Genomic DNA, 15,553 nt, shown 5'->3' on the forward strand with positions numbered 1-15,553 from the left:
GGTTGTTTGTGAAGTGATTCACATCCGCCGTGTCGATGGAGGCGCATTATAGGGATCCCAGTTTTTAGCACAAGCGTTTTTTAGATCTTTTTTTCTGACTGCTGCTTTTCCACTCTTTTCGCTGAAATCCCACCCGATCTGCTTAAATATTGACGCATTTTGCCCTTGCCTCGATCCATAAATACGATCAAAGTCTTCTCTATAGCGCCCACCAGCCAAGGTAAATATGTCTGTCGTACTGCGTTCTTATAAAGATCTGTTCCCTAAAAAAGGCGATCGCGTGATGATCGATGCCAGCAGCGTTGTGATCGGCGATGTCCGAATGGCCGACGACGTGAGCATCTGGCCACTCGTTGCGATTAGAGGAGATGTTAACTACGTTGCGATTGGTGCCCGCACCAATATTCAGGACGGCAGCGTACTGCATGTCACCCATAAATCATCGTACAACCCAGAGGGGAATCCGCTGATCGTGGGAGAAGATGTCACCGTCGGCCATAAAGTGATGCTTCACGGCTGCACAATAGGAAACCGGGTTCTGGTAGGAATGGGATCCATTTTGCTGGATGGCGTGACGGTTGAAGATGATGTCATGATCGGCGCCGGCAGCCTCGTTCCGCAAAATAAACGACTTGAGAGCGGTTATCTCTATTTAGGCAGCCCGGTAAAACAGATACGCCCCTTAACAGAGGCGGAAATAGAAGGGTTGAAATACTCTGCGAACAACTACGTTAAATGGAAGGATGAGTACTTAGCTCAGGAGAGCCAGATCCAACCCTGATCGTCTTCTTGTCCGTCGCGGATTAAATCGCTGGCATCTTCTTCAAGATCCCAGCGATTCTCGCAAAACACCTCAAGAGCCTGAGTGCCCTCAAAGCGGCTTAGCAACGCGTCTTTATGGATCGCACAGGTTAGCTGCATTCCTTGCACCAGCACTGGAAAACAAACAGCCTGCCGATCCTCATCCCAGATTTCTCTGTCAGGAAAATGAATAGCCTGATTCACGCGGTCAGTTCCTGTTTCAGCTTCTCAATTACGGGCTCGACTGCGGGTAGTACGCCATGCCAGAGCAGTACAGCATGAGCGGCTTGCCCCACCAGCATTCCCATACCATCGGCAAGATGCTTCGCGCCATGTTGTTCGCACCAGCTAAGAAACGGTGTTTTTCCTTTCTGATAAAACATGTCGTAGCAAAAGAGGTGAGCACTCACAACGGAAGCGGGAATAGCCGGAACCTCGCCGCCGATACCGCTGGAGGTAGCGTTTATTACCAGATCGAACTCATGCCCTGCCAGATCGTCCAGCGCGACCGCACTCACGCTGCCGGTATGCGCAAACAGGGCGGCTAACTCCTCCGCTCGCGAGAAAGTACGGTTAGTAATGGTGACGGCACACTCAAGAGAAAGCAGCGGCAGCAATACGCCACGCGATGCGCCACCTGCGCCAATCAGCAGCACGCGGAAACCGGGCTTAATAAAGGACAGCCGTTCCAGGTCGCTGAGCAACCCTATCCCATCGGTGTTATCACCGAGCAGGCGCCCATCCTCAAGCCGTTTAAGCGTGTTGACGGCACCGGCAAGCGCGGCGCGCTCGGTCAGTTCATCCGCGCGCTCGAAGGCTTCTTCTTTAAAGGGCACCGTGACATTTGCACCTTTACCGCCCGCCTCAAAAAAGGCGTTGAGCGTAGGAACAAATGCATCGACCGGGGACAGCACGCGGCCATAAGGATGTTCAATCTGTAATTGCTCAGCAAACTGCCGATGAATCAAAGGCGATTTACTGTGGGCAATGGGATTACCAAAAACGGCATAAGTTTCCATTACGTTACCCCTGGCGAAAGCGCTCGCCGGTTAAGGCATCGCGGATTTCCGACGGATTTAGTCGACCGCCCGTATCGCCTACGGCTATCGGGAAATCATCCCCGAACTGCGCCAATACCTCTTCCGTTGTCCGGCAAGGCGGCAATCCGGTCAGGTTTGCGCTGGTCGACACTAACGGTTTCCCAAACGCCAGACATAACTCGATGACCAGCGGATGATCGGTGACGCGCACGGCAAGGGAATCAAAGCGACCGGTTAACCAGCGCGGCGTGGTGGGCCGTGCCGGGAAAACAAAGGTCACAGGGCCAGGCCATGCGGAGAAAATCGCCTCCTGCTGAGCGGGTGTCAGCATGGAGTCATCTATATAAGGGTTGAGCTGCTCATAATTTGCGGCAATGAGTATCAGCCCCTTTTCAACAGGACGCTGTTTCAGCGCGAGTAAACGCCCCACTGCGGTTTCGCTGTCAGGATCGCACCCGACCCCAAATACAGCTTCTGTTGGATACGCGATGACGTCTTCTTTATTCAGTACTTCCACCGCGTGAGCGATAGAGCCTGATGGCAGGTTATTATTCACTGGTTTGTTTCGCCGAAACCGGCTTTCCACATTGTTTACTGGCACAGAAGCGTTTCAGACCTTGCGCCGTTTTCTTCTCTATTAGCAGCGGATAGTCGCAATGAGGGCAGACGCCCGCTACCGGTTTGAAATTGATAACGAACTGGCATTCAGGATAGCGATCGCAGGAATGGAAGGTCTTACCGTAACGGGAACGACGCTGCACCAGCTGACCGCGCTGGCACTGAGGACAGGTAATTGCCGTTTCGTCTGGTTTATCAATTTGTTCTGTGTGTTCACATTCAGGATAGCTGCTGCATCCGATAAACATACCGAATCGCCCCTGGCGCAGCGCCAATTCGCCACCGCAGAGAGGGCAAAGCTGTCCCTCCAGAATCTTGACGATATGTCCGTCCGCCTGGCTTTTCAGGGGACGGACGTAATCACATTCCGGATACTGTGAACAACCGAGAAACGGACCGTGTTTCCCGGACCGAATGACTAATTCAGCCCCGCACTGTGGGCAGGGCTCATTTTTATGCACCGTGAATAGTGCTGATTTGGCCATAACAACTCTTGGTGCTACACGATTGATTTAGTGCAGCATACCTTCATTCACTTCAAAGAGTAATTCTTCCATCTGCTGATAGGCATTTTCACAGCCCGGGATATTAAACAGAACCATCAGGATGACCCATTTAAGATCTTCCAGTTCGAATTCTGCGGTATCCAGCGCCATCACGCGCTCTATCACCATTTCTCGCGTTTCGAGGTTTAGCACCTGGATCTGCTCAAGGAACAGAATAAATCCCCGGCAGCTGGCATCCAGCCTTTCACACTCTTCAGCGGTATAGATGCGTACAGATAATGGATCGGAAGCAAGCTGCATCGGTTCGGCGAGGCCTTCCTGATAATCAGCCAGTTTTTCGAGCCACATCAACGCATTATATATATCTTCCCGCTCGAATCCCGCATCGGTAAGATCCCGTGTCAATTTGTCCTGATCCACTCGCATTTCTGCTTCGTTATGGATGTAAGTCTCAAACAAATACATCAGTACGTCGAACATGGCTTGCCCTCCTCAATCGGACATAGCCGCCGGGTACAGCTGCGATCCACCCTGCTAACTCCAGTTCGAGTAGCTGTGCTACCGTTACTGGCACAGGTTGGCCGGCACGTTCAGCGACAACGTCAACAGGTGTTACCTCATCTCCTACGTTAGCCAGGAGCTTGGGAAATGGCAATGCCACGGCCTGCTGATCTGATGAATATTGTCGCTTTTCAGGCTCATCCGGTAACCAATGCAATCCAGATCGCAAATTTTCAAGAATGTCGTCGATACTGGTGACGGGTGTGGCGCCTTGCTTAATTAACCAGTGTGGACCTTCACATCCGGGATTACCCACGGGGCCGGGTAGCGCAAACACTTCTCGCCCCTGTTCCAGCGCACATCTTGCCGTCACAAGCGAACCGCTACGCAGCGCCGCTTCAACGACAAACACGCCCTGACTCATGCCGCTAATAATGCGATTCCTGCGGGGGAAGTTGGCGGGCCAGGGTGTCGTAAACAAAGAGAACTCAGAGATCAGTGCACCACCCGACGCCATTAACTGTTCGGCAAGGGACATATGGCGGCGCGGATAGATGCTAAAAAGGCCATTGCCCAGCACGGCAATACTGCAACCTTTTACAGAAAGCGCCGCCCTGTGCGCGACGCCGTCAATACCGCAGGCCAGCCCGCTGGTGATGGTGAAACCACTTTGCGCCAGCTGTTCGCAGAAGATTTTCCCCCAACGCTCGCCATACCAGGAGGGTGCACGGGTCCCTACGACGCCTAGCTGAATTGAGTTGAGCGCATCAACGTTGCCTTTCACAAACAATGCCCCAGGATAATCCGGGATCGTGCGCAGCAAAGATGGGTAACGGGGATCGGTTGCCAGAAGCAGATAATGGCCGGGCTGCTCAAGCCACAGCAGGCTCTTTTCAAGCTCAGCATCGCTAAGCGCAAAAAACCGCTCAGCTTGCTTTGCCGTTAATCCCGCAGCCTTCGTGCTTGCGGGGTCAATTTGCGTCTGTTGCAGGAGGTGTTCGGCCGCTGTCAGCATCACATCGCCGCATAATGTCCCTGTATTTATCAGCCGTAACCATATCTCTGTGGGCGTCATCCTTTTCCCTGCCATAAGCAGCCTCCGCAATCTTTGCGATTGGTCAGTGATGCTGTCAATCAATGGGGGATTTGTCTAGAATAGAGGTAATAAACTTATCAACTCCTGAACACGACTCTGGAAATTTATGGCAGTTTTGCAAGTGTTACATATTCCGGACGAGCGCCTTCGCATCGTCGCTGAACCGGTTAAAGAAGTGAATGCAGAAATTCAGCGTATCGTCGATGATATGTTCGATACCATGTACGCCGAAGAGGGCATCGGCCTCGCGGCAACGCAGGTGGACATTCACAAACGTATTATCGTGATTGATGTATCTGAGAATCGCGATGGACGCCTGGTGCTGATCAACCCGGAGCTCCTTGAAAAGAGCGGGGAAACGGGTATTGAGGAAGGCTGTCTGTCTATTCCTGAACAGCGTGCCTTAGTCCCTCGCGCGGAAAAGGTAAAAATTCGCGCCCTCGATCGTGATGGTAATCCGTTCGAGCTGGAAGCGGACGATCTGCTGGCGATTTGTATTCAGCACGAGATGGATCATCTGGTCGGTAAACTGTTTATCGATTACCTCTCCCCCCTGAAACAGCAGCGTATTCGTCAGAAAGTAGAGAAACTGGATCGTCTGCGTTCACGCGCATAACATCCCGGGATACAAGGAATAACGTGTCTAAATCGCTACGTATTATCTTCGCAGGCACCCCCGATTTTGCAGCGCGTCATCTGGACGCGCTGTTAACTTCTGGCCATCAGGTTGTTGGGGTGTTTACTCAGCCCGACCGTCCAGCGGGTCGCGGTAAAAAACTGATGCCGAGCCCGGTAAAAACTCTTGCAGAGGAACATGGTTTACCGGTGTTTCAGCCAGCCTCTTTACGCCCGCAGGAAAATCAGCAGCTTATAGCTGACCTGAATGCCGACGTCATGGTCGTTGTCGCATACGGCTTAATTCTGCCAAAAGCGGTGCTCGATATGCCTCGTCTTGGCTGCATTAACGTGCATGGCTCTCTGCTGCCTCGCTGGCGTGGCGCCGCGCCTATTCAGCGCTCGCTATGGGCGGGTGATGCGGAAACCGGCGTGACCATCATGAAGATGGATGTCGGGCTGGACACGGGAGATATGCTTCTCAAACTGGCGTGTCCAATCACGGCAGACGATACCAGCGCGACCCTTTACGACAAGCTCGCCGACCTCGGCCCACAGGGGCTTATCGAGACCTTACAGCAGCTTGCGGATAACACCGCGCAGCCTGAAGTTCAGGATGAGAGCCTCGTGACCTATGCTGAGAAGCTCAGCAAAGAAGAGGCGCAGATTGACTGGTCATTATCTGCGGCCCAGCTAGAACGCTGCATCCGTGCGTTCAATCCCTGGCCGATGAGCTGGATGACGATCGATGAACAACCCGTGAAAGTCTGGAAAGCGTCCGTGATTGAAGGTCATTCCACCGCAGCGCCAGGCACCATCCTCGACGCGAATAAACAAGGGATCCAGGTCGCCACGGCCGAGGGCATTTTAAACCTTGAGTCGCTTCAGCCTGCGGGTAAAAAAGCGATGAGCGCGCAGGATCTGTTGAATTCCCGTCGCGAGTGGTTTATCCCCGGCAACCGTCTTGCCTGATCGCTTTCATTATTAAAGCCCGGAGTTTCCGGGCATTTTTCTTTCTACGGTTATGAAAAAACAAAATCTTCGCAGCATGGCGGCCAAAGCCGTCGAACAGGTGGTCGAGCAAGGGCAGTCATTGAGCAACGTCCTGCCTCCGCTTCAACAAAAGGTTTCCGACAAAGACAAAGCCTTACTCCAGGAGCTGTGCTTTGGCGTTTTGCGTACCCTTTCACAGCTTGAGTGGCTTATCACCAGGCTGATGTCGCGCCCGATGACGGGCAAGCAGCGTACCGTGCATTATTTAATTATGGTGGGCTTCTATCAGCTGCTTCACACCCGCATTCCGCCGCATGCCGCACTGGCTGAAACCGTGGAAGGTGCCGTTGCGATTAAACGCCCTCAGCTCAAGGGCTTGATCAACGGGGTGTTACGCCAGTTCCAGCGCCAGCAGGAAGAACTGCTGGCTGAATTTGATAAGACTGAAAATCGCTTCCTTCATCCTGCATGGCTGCTTAACCGCCTGAAAAAAGCCTGGCCGCAGCAGTGGCAGGCGATCGCCGAGGCCAATAATCAACGTCCACCGATGTGGTTACGCGTTAACCGTAACCATCATACGCGTGATGAATGGCTTGCCCTGCTTGAAGAGTCCGGAATGAGCGGCTTTACCCATGACGCGTACCCGGATGCCGTGCGTTTAGCGTCTCCGGCGCCGGTACATGCGCTGCCCGGTTTTGAAGAGGGATGGGTGACGGTGCAAGATGCCTCTGCTCAGGGATGCATGAAATGGCTTGAGCCGCAGAATGGTGAGCGGATCCTCGATCTTTGCGCCGCGCCGGGCGGAAAAACAACGCATATTCTGGAAGTTGCACCGCAGGCAAACGTCATGGCTGTAGATGTCGATGAACAACGCCTGTCGCGCGTTTATGACAACCTGAAACGTTTAGGTATGAAAGCGCAGGTCAAACAGGGCGATGGCCGTAAGCCTGCCGAATGGTGTGGTGACACGCAGTTCGACCGAATTTTGCTGGACGCACCTTGCTCAGCAACCGGCGTTATTCGTCGCCATCCGGATATCAAATGGTTACGTCGCGATCGTGATATCAACGAACTCGCGCAGCTGCAATCAGAAATTCTGGACGCCATCTGGCCTCATCTGAAACCTGGTGGAACGCTGGTCTATGCAACCTGTTCCATTCTCCCCGAAGAGAATACCCAGCAGATTGCCGCCTTCCTGACGCGCACGCCTGATGCCGCGCTGCGCGATACCGGAACACCGGAACGCCCAGGCCAGCAAAATCTGCCTGGCGCTGAAGAAGGCGATGGCTTCTTTTACGCTAAGCTAATCAAAAAGTGATGTGAGAACGGGCCACACGATATGAAGATAATCATTCTGGGCGCAGGACAGGTTGGCGGCACGCTGGCTGAAAACCTCGTGGGTGAAAACAACGACATCACGATTGTCGATACCAATGGCGATCGGCTGCGCGTATTGCAGGATAAGTTTGACCTTCGCGTAGTGCAGGGCCATGGCTCACATCCGCGCGTGCTGCGTGAGGCCGGTGCAGACGATGCAGATATGCTGGTCGCGGTGACCAGCTCTGACGAAACCAATATGGTCGCGTGTCAGGTAGCCTATTCGCTTTTCAACACGCCTAACCGCATCGCCCGTATCCGCTCGCCGGATTATGTGCGTGATGCGGAGAAGCTGTTCAATTCTGAAGCCGTGCCAATTGACCATCTTATCGCGCCTGAACAGCTGGTTATCGACAACATCTACCGCCTGATTGAATATCCTGGCGCGCTCCAGGTAGTGAACTTTGCTGAAGGTAAAGTGAGCCTGGCGGTGGTGAAAGCTTATTATGGCGGTCCGCTGATCGGTAATGCGCTCTCCACCATGCGCGAGCATATGCCGCATATCGATACCCGCGTCGCCGCGATTTTCCGTCACGATCGCCCTATTCGTCCTCAGGGTTCAACTATCGTTGAAGCCGGCGATGAAGTCTTCTTTATTGCGGCGTCCCAGCATATTCGCGCAGTGATGAGCGAACTTCAGCGCCTCGAAAAGCCCTATAAGCGCATCATGCTGGTTGGCGGCGGAAATATCGGTGCTGGCCTGGCGCATCGTCTTGAAAAAGATTACAGCGTAAAACTGATCGAGCGCGATCAGCAGCGGGCATCCGAGCTGGCAGAAAAGCTGCAAAATACGATCGTGTTTTATGGTGATGCCTCGGATCAGGAACTGCTCGCGGAAGAGCATATCGATCAGGTTGATCTCTTTATCGCGGTTACTAACGATGATGAAGCAAATATCATGTCGGCCATGCTTGCCAAACGCATGGGTGCTAAAAAGGTGATGGTGCTGATTCAGCGTCGCGCCTATGTCGACCTGGTTCAGGGCAGCGTCATTGATATCGCGATTTCGCCGCAGCAGGCCACTATCTCCGCGCTGCTTAGTCATGTTCGAAAAGCTGATATTGTCGGCGTGTCTTCGCTCCGTCGCGGTGTCGCTGAAGCAATTGAAGCTGTTGCGCACGGGGATGAAACGACTTCACGCGTTGTCGGCAGAGCAATTGATGAAATTAAACTGCCGCCGGGCACAATTATCGGCGCCGTGGTGCGGGGCAATGATGTCATGATCGCCAATGATAATTTGCGCATTGAGCAAGGCGACCACGTCATTATGTTCCTGACCGACAAAAAATTTATTACCGACGTCGAACGTCTATTTCAGCCAAGTCCTTTCTTCCTGTAATGATTCGGGTGTTCTTTAACGAACACCCGAAATTAACCACCCTGTTTATATGCCTTCTTTAATTTTCATAGCGATTATTTATCCCCAATGGAAATTAGCTAATCATTTGTTAAACTTATGAACGTCAGCTGGCACAAGGAGAACAAAATGAGTTTTATTAAAGAATTTCGCGAATTCGCGATGCGCGGGAATGTTGTCGATTTAGCAGTGGGTGTCATTATTGGTGCAGCGTTCGGTAAGATCGTTTCATCACTGGTCGCCGATATTATTATGCCACCGCTGGGTTTATTAATTGGGGGCATCGATTTTAAACAGTTCGCCGTAACGCTACGTGAGGCACAGGGCGACATCCCTGCTGTGGTAATGCATTACGGTGTGTTTATTCAGAACGTATTTGATTTCGTGATTGTTGCATTCGCCATATTCATGGCAATCAAACTGATCAACAGGCTGAACCGTAAAAAAGAAGAGCCAGCAGCAGCACCACCTGCACCAACCAAAGAAGAAGTATTGCTGAGTGAAATTCGCGATCTGTTAAAAGAACAAAATAACCGTTCTTAATCAGAAGCTGAAAACAGGAAGGCCAGTGGTAAGAAAGCAATTTACTCTCTTGCCACTGGCCTCCCAGTTACCCCGATTGCCGTGTTTACCCTTTCGTAGATAACTTCCTTTCCCTTTTTTATTCTTCTCAACGCGCTGCCTGAAAAGTGGATCGTGTAACAGGGCTTCAATGGCGTTATCCTTTATTTGCCCCTTTGTATGCTGATAGCGACTCATCATTTCTCCTGAGTGTGTTTTAAGTCGGCGAGAGTGTAGATCCGGGCGTACTAAAAATCAACAACCCTGTTTTTCCCCGCTTGCGCCCTGTTCTAAAGCTTCAAGAATTGAACAATAAACACTGCTATGAGCCGTTCCGCAACAGGCATCGTTAAGCCGTTGCAACGATCGCTGCATGGTCTGTAACTCCTGAATGCGTTCTTCTACCTCATCTAGCCTGGCCTGAACAATACTTTTCGACTCCTGACAGGTATGGTGTGCAGGATCGATGCGGATCGATAAAAGTTCGCGGATCCGGTCGAGCGTAAAACCTAACTGCCGGGCATAACGGATAAATCGAAGGCGTTGCAGGTCGTTATCGGTATAAAGTCGGAATCCCCCCTCGGTCCGCACCTCATGATCGATCATCTGCTGCTTCTCATAGTAGCGAATGGTATCGGGGGTTACATTTGCAAGCTTCGCAAGTTCACCAATGCGGTACATAGCTATTCCTCATTAATCTTGTGCACTAGCTTTTCGCTGTATTCACCATGCAGGAAACCGACACTCATACCTGCCTGACGAAGCTTAAGTTCAAGCAAAGCCAGACAACGACTGATTTCTGAATATTGCGGGTCGTCCTTGTGGATCCCTTTTAGCAGATCGGAAAGCTCTACCGCCTCTTTACGATGTTCCAGTTCTGGAGGAAGGCATCCGGCATTTTTCAACAGGCGATATCCCGATCGCAGCTCAGGAGGCACATGGGAATCATCATCAAGTGCGATCGGTGCTCCAGCACCGGGGAGGTTATCAAAATCACCTTTTCTTTGGGCATCGCAGATATGACGTTCCGCCCACTGATCGAGCAACCACATATGAACTCCAGGGGATGAACAGAAAAGATACAGTTATTGTAGAGAAGTGGGGATCCTACGGATATAAAAAAACCCGCCGGGGCGGGTTTTTTTACGTTACTACAGATTACTCTGCAGCAGCTTCTGCTTTCGATTCAGAACGATCAACCAGCTCGATGTAAGCCATCGGAGCGTTGTCGCCTGCACGGAAGCCACACTTCAGAATACGAGTGTAACCACCGGCACGGCTCGCGAAACGCGGACCCAGTTCGTTAAACAGTTTTGCCACGATCTCGTTATCACGAGTACGGGCGAATGCCAGACGACGATTAGCAACGCTGTCAGTCTTGGCAAGAGTAATCAGCGGCTCAACTACGCGACGCAGCTCTTTCGCTTTAGGCAGGGTCGTCTTGATGATTTCATGACGAACCAGTGAACCTGCCATGTTGCGGAACATAGCCTGGCGATGGCTGCTGTTGCGGTTCAGTTGACGACCACTCTTACGATGGCGCATGACCTTATCCTTCTCAGTAAAACCTTAACCTGTGATCCGGTTACTCGTCAGCAATGCTTGCCGGCGGCCAGTTTTCCAGGCGCATGCCCAGAGACAGACCACGTGAGGCCAGCACGTCTTTAATCTCGGTAAGAGATTTTTTACCCAGGTTCGGCGTTTTCAGCAACTCAACCTCGGTACGCTGTACCAGATCACCGATATAGTGGATAGCTTCTGCCTTAAGGCAGTTAGCAGAGCGGACAGTCAATTCGAGATCGTCAACAGGGCGCAGCAGGATCGGATCGAATTCTGGTTTCTCTTCTTTCACTTCCGGCTGACGTACATCACGTAAGTCAACGAAAGCTTCCAGTTGTTCTGCCAGGATGGTTGCCGCACGACGAATCGCCTCTTCAGGATCGATTGTGCCGTTGGTTTCCATTTCGATGACCAGCTTGTCCAGGTCGGTACGCTGTTCTACACGCGCTGCTTCAACATTGTAGGCAATACGCTCTACAGGGCTGTAACATGCGTCGACCAGCAGACGGCCGATTGGGCGCTCATCTTCTTCCGAATGAATTCGGGCAGAAGCCGGCACATAACCACGACCGCGCTGAACTTTGATACGCATGCTAATAGCTGCGTTCTCATCGGTCAGGTGGCAGATCACGTGCTGCGGCTTGACGATTTCAACATCACCGTCGTGGGTGATGTCGGCTGCAGTCACAGGGCCAATGCCAGATTTATTCAGAGTAAGAATAACTTCATCTTTACCCTGAACTCTCACCGCCAGCCCTTTCAGGTTGAGCAGGATTTCAAGGATATCTTCCTGAACGCCTTCTTTGGTGCTGTACTCATGAAGTACACCATCAATCTCAACCTCGGTCACCGCGCAACCCGGCATCGATGAGAGCAGAATACGGCGCAGTGCGTTACCCAGAGTATGGCCAAAGCCACGCTCTAAAGGCTCAAGGGTCACCTTGGCGTGCGTCGAACTCACTTGCTCGATATCTACCAGGCGCGGTTTTAGAAACTCTGTCACAGAACCCTGCATTGTGTCCTCTCTTTGGTACTAAGCTTTACTTGGAGTAAAGCTCGACGATCAGGTGTTCGTTAATGTCCGCAGACAGATCAGAACGTTCTGGCTGACGCTTGAACGTACCTTCCATCTTGCCAGCATCAACTTCCAGCCAGGTTGGCTTTTCACGCTGCTCAGCCAGCTCCAGAGCGGCTTTCACGCGAGATTGCTTTTTCGCTTTCTCACGAATGCTAACAACGTCATTCGCTTTAACCTGATAAGAAGCGATATTAACAACACGACCGTTTACCATGATTGCTTTGTGGCTAACCAACTGGCGTGATTCAGCACGAGTAGCGCCGAAGCCCATACGGTATACAACGTTGTCCAGACGACCTTCCAGCAGAGCCAACAGGTTTTCACCAGTGTTGCCTTTCAGACGTGCTGCTTCTTTATAGTAGTTACGGAACTGACGCTCCAGCACACCGTAGATACGGCGAACTTTCTGCTTTTCACGCAACTGCACACCATAGTCAGACAGACGCGGTTTACGCGCACCGTGCTGGCCAGGAGCTTGTTCAATTTTACACTTGGTATCGATCGCGCGAACGCCAGACTTAAGGAATAAGTCGGTGCCCTCACGACGGCTCAGCTTGAGCTTAGGACCCAAATATCTTGCCATTTTCTATCTCCAACTAACCTAAAAAACGAAAGCGTTATACGCGACGTTTTTTCGGCGGACGACAACCGTTATGAGGGATCGGAGTCACATCAGTAATATTAGTGATGCGGAAACCAGCGGCGTTCAGAGCACGAACAGTAGATTCGCGGCCTGGACCCGGACCTTTAACCATAACTTCCAGATTCTTGATGCCGTATTCTTTTACGGCTTCAGCGCAACGCTCTGCTGCAACCTGAGCTGCGAACGGAGTTGATTTGCGTGAACCACGGAAACCGGAACCACCGGCTGTTGCCCAACCCAATGCGTTACCCTGACGATCAGTGATAGTAACGATGGTGTTGTTGAAAGAAGCATGGATATGAGCCACGCCGTCAGAGACTTGTTTTCTTACACGTTTACGTGCACGAATTGGTGCCTTTGCCATTATTCAATCACCCCGATTATTTCTTGATCGGTTTGCGCGGACCCTTACGGGTACGTGCGTTGGTCTTAGTACGCTGACCGCGCACTGGCAGACCACGACGATGACGCAAACCGCGATAGCAACCAAGATCCATAAGGCGCTTGATGCTCATGCTAACTTCACGGCGCAGATCACCTTCAACGACAAATTTGGCAACTTCGTCACGCAGCGTGTCGATTTGTTCTTCAGACAGCTCACTGATCTTAACATCTTCAGCGATACCCGCTGCAGCCAGAATGGCTTTAGAACGGGTCTTGCCGACGCCATAGATCGAAGTTAATGCGATCACAGCATGTTTCTGATCAGGAATGTTAATGCCTGCTATACGGGCCACTATGCACTCCTACTATTTAATATGTACGCACCATGCTGAAAAGCCCGTTTTCAGGATACTCAAATGGAAACGTACAGACATACAAAAGATTGGCTGGCTAATCTAGCCAGCTCAACCCAACTTTGCAAGAAAAATATGCGAAATAATCAGCCTTGGCGCTGTTTATGCTTCGGCTCGGCACTGCAAATCACACGGATGACACCATCACGCTTAACGATTTTGCAGTTACGGCATAATTTCTTGACGGAAGCACGAACTTTCATTTTTACTCTCCGTAACTTCTCAGACGACCTATTAGCGGCCGTAGCCTTTCAGGTTCGCCTTCTTCAATGCAGACTCATACTGACTGGACATCATCAGAGTTTGCACTTGAGCCATAAAGTCCATAATCACGACAACAACGATAAGCAGCGAGGTTCCACCGAAGTAGAACGGCACTTTCATCGCATCACGCATGAACTCCGGGATCAGGCAGATAAAAGTAATATAAAGCGCACCAACCAAAGTCAGGCGGGTCATTACTTTATCGATATACTTCGCCGTTTGCTCTCCCGGACGAATTCCTGGTACAAATGCACCGGACTTCTTCAGGTTATCTGCTGTTTCACGCGGGTTGAAGACCAACGCCGTGTAGAAGAAACAGAAGAAGATGATCGCAGACGCATAGAGTAACACATAAAGTGGTTGCCCAGGCTGCAAATACAGCGAAATTGTTGTCAGCCAGTTCCAACCAGTACCGCCCCCGAACCATGACGCGATGGTCGCCGGGAACAGAATAATACTGGAAGCGAAGATAGCCGGGATAACCCCCGCCATATTCACTTTCAGCGGTAAATGTGTGCTCTGTGCAGCATAGACACGACGACCTTGCTGGCGTTTAGCGTAGTTCACCACAATGCGGCGCTGACCACGTTCAACAAAGACAACAAAGAACGTCACTGCAAATACTAATACTGCAACCAACAGCAACAGGAGGAAGTGCAGGTCGCCTTGACGCGCTTGCTCGATAGTATGGGCGATGGCCGGCGGGAGGCCCGCAACAATACCGGCGAAGATAATGATTGAGATACCGTTACCGATACCTCGTTCAGTAATCTGTTCGCCGAGCCACATCAGGAACATTGTCCCTGTGACCAGACTTACAACAGCGGTGAAGTAGAATGCAAAGCCCGGGTTTAACACCAGGCCCTGCATACCAGGCATATTCGGTAAACCGGTAGCAATACCGATCGACTGGAATATTGCCAGCACCAGAGTGCCGTAACGGGTGTACTGGCTGATCTTACGACGTCCAGACTCCCCTTCTTTCTTCAACTCCGCCAGGGCCGGATGAACGACCGTCAGCAGTTGGATAATAATAGATGCCGAAATGTACGGCATAATACCCAGTGCGAAGATAGAAGCACGGCTGAGAGCACCACCAGAGAACATGTTGAACATTTCAATGATGGTGCCTCGCTGTTGCTCAAGCAGTTTGGCAAGTACAGCGGCATCGATACCAGGGATCGGAATAAAAGAGCCAATACGGAACACAATCAGCGCGCCGATAACAAACAGCAGTCTGCGTTTCAGCTCGCCAAATCCACCTTTGGCACTTTGAAAATCTAATCCCGGTTGCTTAGCCATCTGCTACTTATTCCTCAATTTTACCGCCAGCAGCTTCGATAGCAGCACGAGCACCTTTAGTAACACGCAGGCCACGAACAGTTACCGGAGTAGAAACTTCACCAGCCAGGATCACTTTCGCGAACTCGATCTGGATACCGATAATGTTTGCTGCTTTCAGCGTGTTCAGGTCTACAACGCCGCCTTCAACTTTCGCCAGGTCAGACAGACGGATTTCCGCTGTGATCGCTGCTTTGCGAGAGGTGAAGCCGAACTTCGGCAGACGACGGTACAGTGGCATCTGACCACCCTCGAAACCGCGACGTACGCCACCGCCAGAACGAGAGTTCTGACCTTTGTGACCACGACCACCGGTTTTACCGAGGCCAGAACCGATACCACGACCCAGGCGTTTACCCGCCTTTTTAGAGCCTTCGGCCGGAGACAGAGTATTTAAACGCATCT

23 protein-coding genes are annotated in these 15,553 nt (G+C 51.6%); 6 read left to right on the forward strand and 17 right to left on the reverse strand.

The features are described 5' to 3' along the window. The first annotated feature begins 226 nt into the window (after positions 1-226). Complete coding sequence (locus tag ACSVHP_RS21860; RefSeq protein WP_447552948.1) at positions 227-781, forward strand: gamma carbonic anhydrase family protein; 555 nt, start codon at positions 227-229, stop codon at positions 779-781. Here ACSVHP_RS21860 and ACSVHP_RS21865 read toward each other — a convergent pair. From ACSVHP_RS21865 to dprA, 6 genes are read right to left on the reverse strand one after another with little or no spacing between them, the layout of a single operon-like run. After that, a complete protein-coding gene (locus ACSVHP_RS21865) occupies positions 757-1,005 on the reverse strand; it encodes a DUF1488 domain-containing protein (protein ID WP_447552949.1) in 249 nt (82 codons plus the stop codon). The two genes, ACSVHP_RS21860 and ACSVHP_RS21865, sit on opposite strands and share 25 nt — an antisense overlap. Then, complete coding sequence (gene aroE, locus ACSVHP_RS21870; RefSeq protein ID WP_447552950.1) at positions 1,002-1,820, reverse strand: shikimate dehydrogenase; 819 nt, start codon at positions 1,818-1,820, stop codon at positions 1,002-1,004. Before aroE ends, ACSVHP_RS21865 begins: the two co-directional genes overlap by 4 nt. Positions 1,821-1,824: 4 nt before the next feature. After that, positions 1,825-2,397: an L-threonylcarbamoyladenylate synthase type 1 TsaC gene (gene tsaC, locus ACSVHP_RS21875; protein ID WP_447552951.1), complete on the reverse strand. Its 573-nt coding sequence runs from the start codon at positions 2,395-2,397 to the stop codon at positions 1,825-1,827. Continuing rightward, positions 2,390-2,944, reverse strand: a complete 555-nt coding sequence (locus ACSVHP_RS21880) for a topoisomerase DNA-binding C4 zinc finger domain-containing protein (protein ID WP_447552952.1) — start codon at positions 2,942-2,944, stop codon at positions 2,390-2,392. The genes tsaC and ACSVHP_RS21880 overlap by 8 nt, the downstream gene beginning before the upstream one ends. Positions 2,945-2,971: 27 nt before the next feature. Further along, positions 2,972-3,445 (reverse strand): DUF494 family protein Smg, encoded by a 474-nt coding sequence (gene smg / locus ACSVHP_RS21885; RefSeq protein ID WP_014072048.1) that lies wholly within the window; start codon positions 3,443-3,445, stop codon positions 2,972-2,974. Further along, positions 3,417-4,541, reverse strand: a complete 1,125-nt coding sequence (dprA, locus tag ACSVHP_RS21890) for a DNA-protecting protein DprA (protein ID WP_447552953.1) — start codon at positions 4,539-4,541, stop codon at positions 3,417-3,419. Before dprA ends, smg begins: the two co-directional genes overlap by 29 nt. A gap of 127 nt (positions 4,542-4,668) precedes the next feature. Between dprA and def the strand changes: the two genes are divergently transcribed. The 5 genes from def to mscL all read left to right on the forward strand — a co-directional run bounded on the left by def (position 4,669) and on the right by mscL (position 9,447). Further along, positions 4,669-5,178, forward strand: coding sequence for a peptide deformylase (def, locus tag ACSVHP_RS21895; protein WP_008503479.1), 510 nt, complete (start codon positions 4,669-4,671; stop codon positions 5,176-5,178). A 23-nt stretch (positions 5,179-5,201) separates the two neighbouring features. After that, entirely contained in the window at positions 5,202-6,149 is a 948-nt protein-coding gene (gene fmt / locus ACSVHP_RS21900; protein WP_447552954.1) for a methionyl-tRNA formyltransferase, read from the forward strand. A 52-nt stretch (positions 6,150-6,201) separates the two neighbouring features. Beyond that, on the forward strand, positions 6,202-7,488 hold the full coding sequence (gene rsmB / locus ACSVHP_RS21905) for a 16S rRNA (cytosine(967)-C(5))-methyltransferase RsmB (RefSeq protein ID WP_417316002.1): 1,287 nt from the start codon (positions 6,202-6,204) through the stop codon (positions 7,486-7,488). 21 nt (positions 7,489-7,509) lie between these two features. Then, the gene (gene trkA / locus ACSVHP_RS21910; RefSeq protein ID WP_234675756.1) at positions 7,510-8,886 is read left to right on the forward strand and encodes a Trk system potassium transporter TrkA; all 1,377 of its coding nucleotides are present in this window, start codon (positions 7,510-7,512) and stop codon (positions 8,884-8,886) included. Positions 8,887-9,033: 147 nt separating this feature from the next. Beyond that, positions 9,034-9,447 (forward strand): large-conductance mechanosensitive channel protein MscL, encoded by a 414-nt coding sequence (mscL, locus tag ACSVHP_RS21915; protein ID WP_234675754.1) that lies wholly within the window; start codon positions 9,034-9,036, stop codon positions 9,445-9,447. On the opposite strand, the gene ACSVHP_RS21920 is transcribed toward mscL, so the two are convergent. The 11 genes from ACSVHP_RS21920 to rplO form a co-directional block, all read right to left on the reverse strand. Further along, the gene (locus ACSVHP_RS21920) at positions 9,448-9,663 is read right to left on the reverse strand and encodes an alternative ribosome-rescue factor A (protein WP_447552955.1); all 216 of its coding nucleotides are present in this window, start codon (positions 9,661-9,663) and stop codon (positions 9,448-9,450) included. It lies immediately after the preceding gene. Between the two features lie 57 nt (positions 9,664-9,720). Continuing rightward, on the reverse strand, positions 9,721-10,146 hold the full coding sequence (gene zntR, locus ACSVHP_RS21925; RefSeq protein WP_447552956.1) for a Zn(2+)-responsive transcriptional regulator: 426 nt from the start codon (positions 10,144-10,146) through the stop codon (positions 9,721-9,723). Positions 10,147-10,148: 2 nt separating this feature from the next. Next, positions 10,149-10,517 (reverse strand): DnaJ family domain-containing protein, encoded by a 369-nt coding sequence (locus tag ACSVHP_RS21930; protein WP_447552957.1) that lies wholly within the window; start codon positions 10,515-10,517, stop codon positions 10,149-10,151. A gap of 106 nt (positions 10,518-10,623) precedes the next feature. Next, positions 10,624-11,010, reverse strand: coding sequence for a 50S ribosomal protein L17 (rplQ, locus tag ACSVHP_RS21935; RefSeq protein WP_001216372.1), 387 nt, complete (start codon positions 11,008-11,010; stop codon positions 10,624-10,626). A gap of 40 nt (positions 11,011-11,050) precedes the next feature. Further along, positions 11,051-12,040 carry a DNA-directed RNA polymerase subunit alpha gene (locus ACSVHP_RS21940; protein WP_002919219.1) on the reverse strand — a complete coding sequence of 330 codons (990 nt, stop codon included), beginning with the start codon at positions 12,038-12,040 and terminating at the stop codon, positions 11,051-11,053. Positions 12,041-12,065: 25 nt separating this feature from the next. Next, positions 12,066-12,686: a 30S ribosomal protein S4 gene (gene rpsD, locus ACSVHP_RS21945; protein ID WP_003863314.1), complete on the reverse strand. Its 621-nt coding sequence runs from the start codon at positions 12,684-12,686 to the stop codon at positions 12,066-12,068. A gap of 34 nt (positions 12,687-12,720) precedes the next feature. After that, complete coding sequence (rpsK, locus tag ACSVHP_RS21950) at positions 12,721-13,110, reverse strand: 30S ribosomal protein S11 (RefSeq protein WP_003031137.1); 390 nt, start codon at positions 13,108-13,110, stop codon at positions 12,721-12,723. Positions 13,111-13,126: 16 nt separating this feature from the next. Then, a complete protein-coding gene (gene rpsM, locus ACSVHP_RS21955) occupies positions 13,127-13,483 on the reverse strand; it encodes a 30S ribosomal protein S13 (RefSeq protein ID WP_003031135.1) in 357 nt (118 codons plus the stop codon). 146 nt (positions 13,484-13,629) lie between these two features. Beyond that, a complete protein-coding gene (gene rpmJ / locus ACSVHP_RS21960) occupies positions 13,630-13,746 on the reverse strand; it encodes a 50S ribosomal protein L36 (RefSeq protein WP_000868187.1) in 117 nt (38 codons plus the stop codon). 31 nt (positions 13,747-13,777) lie between these two features. After that, positions 13,778-15,109: a preprotein translocase subunit SecY gene (secY, locus tag ACSVHP_RS21965; protein WP_003863305.1), complete on the reverse strand. Its 1,332-nt coding sequence runs from the start codon at positions 15,107-15,109 to the stop codon at positions 13,778-13,780. Positions 15,110-15,116: 7 nt separating this feature from the next. Beyond that, a complete protein-coding gene (rplO, locus tag ACSVHP_RS21970; RefSeq protein WP_003863304.1) occupies positions 15,117-15,551 on the reverse strand; it encodes a 50S ribosomal protein L15 in 435 nt (144 codons plus the stop codon). Positions 15,552-15,553: the final 2 nt, after the last annotated feature.

The organism is Enterobacter sp. 186315 (assembly GCF_053290175.1).

Coding starts and splice junctions, on each gene's coding strand:
- ACSVHP_RS21860 (WP_447552948.1), top strand. CDS start 227: ATGTCTGTCGTACTGCGTTCTTATAAAGATCTGTTCCCTAAAAAAGGC.
- aroE (WP_447552950.1), bottom strand. CDS start 1,820: ATGGAAACTTATGCCGTTTTTGGTAATCCCATTGCCCACAGTAAATCG.
- ACSVHP_RS21880 (WP_447552952.1), bottom strand. CDS start 2,944: ATGGCCAAATCAGCACTATTCACGGTGCATAAAAATGAGCCCTGCCCA.
- smg (WP_014072048.1), bottom strand. CDS start 3,445: ATGTTCGACGTACTGATGTATTTGTTTGAGACTTACATCCATAACGAA.
- dprA (WP_447552953.1), bottom strand. CDS start 4,541: ATGACGCCCACAGAGATATGGTTACGGCTGATAAATACAGGGACATTA.
- def (WP_008503479.1), top strand. CDS start 4,669: ATGGCAGTTTTGCAAGTGTTACATATTCCGGACGAGCGCCTTCGCATC.
- rsmB (WP_417316002.1), top strand. CDS start 6,202: ATGAAAAAACAAAATCTTCGCAGCATGGCGGCCAAAGCCGTCGAACAG.
- trkA (WP_234675756.1), top strand. CDS start 7,510: ATGAAGATAATCATTCTGGGCGCAGGACAGGTTGGCGGCACGCTGGCT.
- mscL (WP_234675754.1), top strand. CDS start 9,034: ATGAGTTTTATTAAAGAATTTCGCGAATTCGCGATGCGCGGGAATGTT.
- ACSVHP_RS21920 (WP_447552955.1), bottom strand. CDS start 9,663: ATGAGTCGCTATCAGCATACAAAGGGGCAAATAAAGGATAACGCCATT.
- zntR (WP_447552956.1), bottom strand. CDS start 10,146: ATGTACCGCATTGGTGAACTTGCGAAGCTTGCAAATGTAACCCCCGAT.
- ACSVHP_RS21930 (WP_447552957.1), bottom strand. CDS start 10,517: ATGTGGTTGCTCGATCAGTGGGCGGAACGTCATATCTGCGATGCCCAA.
- rplQ (WP_001216372.1), bottom strand. CDS start 11,010: ATGCGCCATCGTAAGAGTGGTCGTCAACTGAACCGCAACAGCAGCCAT.
- ACSVHP_RS21940 (WP_002919219.1), bottom strand. CDS start 12,040: ATGCAGGGTTCTGTGACAGAGTTTCTAAAACCGCGCCTGGTAGATATC.
- rpsD (WP_003863314.1), bottom strand. CDS start 12,686: ATGGCAAGATATTTGGGTCCTAAGCTCAAGCTGAGCCGTCGTGAGGGC.
- rpsK (WP_003031137.1), bottom strand. CDS start 13,110: ATGGCAAAGGCACCAATTCGTGCACGTAAACGTGTAAGAAAACAAGTC.
- rpmJ (WP_000868187.1), bottom strand. CDS start 13,746: ATGAAAGTTCGTGCTTCCGTCAAGAAATTATGCCGTAACTGCAAAATC.
- secY (WP_003863305.1), bottom strand. CDS start 15,109: ATGGCTAAGCAACCGGGATTAGATTTTCAAAGTGCCAAAGGTGGATTT.
- rplO (WP_003863304.1), bottom strand. CDS start 15,551: ATGCGTTTAAATACTCTGTCTCCGGCCGAAGGCTCTAAAAAGGCGGGT.